Annotated in this window: 1 protein-coding gene; it reads left to right on the forward strand. The window is 44.5% G+C overall.

Going from position 1 to position 1,926, the window contains the following annotated elements; genetic code table 11:
* A partial coding sequence (locus JT26_RS10805; RefSeq protein WP_052110343.1) for a hypothetical protein occupies nt 1-1,177 on the forward strand: 1,177 nt, incomplete at its 5' end.
* Nucleotides 1,178-1,926: the final 749 nt, after the last annotated feature.

The following is a 1,926-nucleotide window of genomic DNA, read 5'->3' on the forward strand; positions in this document are numbered from 1 at the left end:
GATCTCGCGCAGCATAAATGATGCGTTATATATCCGTAACTGTAAGCTGAGCGCGGAGACGCTGAACGAGATATTCCGCACACTTCCCGATGTAAAAGGGCAGACAGAAGGCGCGAAGAAGATCTGGATAGCAGACAATCCGGGTACGGATGCGTGCGACAAGAAGATAGCCACAGACAAAGGCTGGGAATTGGATGTCGAAGATACTCCTCCTCCTGCCGGCAACAGCATGACGATGACGACAACGAAAGCCGTCGGCGAGAAGATAGAGCTTCGGATCGAGGCCGAACCGGCAGACCGTCCGAATGTCTGGATAGACCTGAACAACAACAAGGTCAAAGATGCAGGCGAGAGCGTGACCAGATTTAACTCCTATGAAGAGTACAAGCTCGGCTCTCAGACCGTTACGGTGTATGGAAAGGTAACCGTGTTGACCTGCCCCGTTAACTCTCTCACCTCGCTGGATGTGAGCAAGAACACCGCTTTGACAGGATTGGTCTGCTACTCTAACAGTCTCACCTCGCTGGATGTGAGCAAGAATATAGCTTTGAAAGTGTTGAACTGCGACTCTAACTCCCTCACCTCGCTGGATGTGAGCAAGAACACTGCCTTGACTTATTTGGACTGCCACAAGAACTCCCTCACCTCGCTGGATGTGAGCAAGAACAAGGCTTTGACAGGGTTGTACTGTTACAAGAACTCTCTCACCTCGCTGGATGTGAGCAAGAACACGGCTTTGACTTATTTGAACTGCTCCTATAACAAGTTCACCTCTCTGGATGTGAGCAAGAACACGGCTTTGACAGAGTTGGGCTGCTCCTATAACTCCCTCACCTCGCTGGATGTGAGCAAGAACAAGGCTTTGAAAATATTGACTTGCGACTCTAACAAGTTTACCTCGCTGGATGTGAGCAAGAACACTGCTTTGACAATATTCTCCTGCTCGAATAACCCGAATCTAAGCTCCTTGAAGATCTCGAGCAGCATAAATGATGCGTTGTTGGTCAACGACTGTAAGCTGAGCACGGAGACGCTGAACGAGATATTCCGGACGCTTCCCGATGTGAAAGGGGAGACCGAAGGCAAGAAGAAGATCTGGATCGGAGGTAATCCGGGTACGGATGCGTGCAACAAGAAGATAGCCACAGACAAAGGGTGGACGGTTAATATTGATTAAGATTGAGGGGAATTTCCCTCACCCCGAAGTGGCAGGGCGTAAAATATTGTAGACAAATTCGGGCAGTGCCGGTGCGATAAGTGCCGGCACTGCTTTTTTTGTGCCGAGACGGAAAACCGGAATCGGGAAAAGAGAAAAGGTCGGTTTCGGAGAGCATGAAAATTTCGTACGTACAAAAAANGCCGGCACTGCTTTTTTTGTGCCGAGACGGAAAACCGGAATCGGGAAAAGAGAAAAGGTCGGTTTCGGAGAGCATGAAAATTTCGTACGTACAAAAAATATTTTCGTACGTACAAAAAAAAATTTACGTGCGCACGAAAAAATATTTATGTGCGCACGAAAAAAAAATTACGTGCGCACGAAAAAATATTTTTGTAGGTAAGAAAAAATATTTGCGTAGGTAAGAAAATAAATTTCCGTAGGTAAGAAAAAATATTTTTGTAGGTAAGAAAAAATATTTTCGTAGGTAAGAAAATAAATTTCCGTAGGTAAGAAAAAATATTTGCGTAGGTAAGAAAAAAAATTGCGTGGCCAAGAAAAAAAAATTGTGTAGCCAAGAAAAAAAAATTGTGTGGCCAAGAAAAAAAATTTTTGTGGCCAAGAAAATAAATTTTTGTGGCCAAGAAAATAAATTTTTGTGGCCAAGAAAATAAATTTTCGTGGGCATAGAAAAAAATTTTCATGCGGACGAAAAAATATCTGCGTGCGCAGAAAAAGTATTTTCTTTAGCATAAGAGTTGTGGCGATCC

The sequence above is a fragment of the Porphyromonas sp. COT-108 OH1349 genome, assembly GCF_000768755.1.
Taxonomy (GTDB): domain Bacteria; phylum Bacteroidota; class Bacteroidia; order Bacteroidales; family Porphyromonadaceae; genus Porphyromonas_A; species Porphyromonas_A canoris.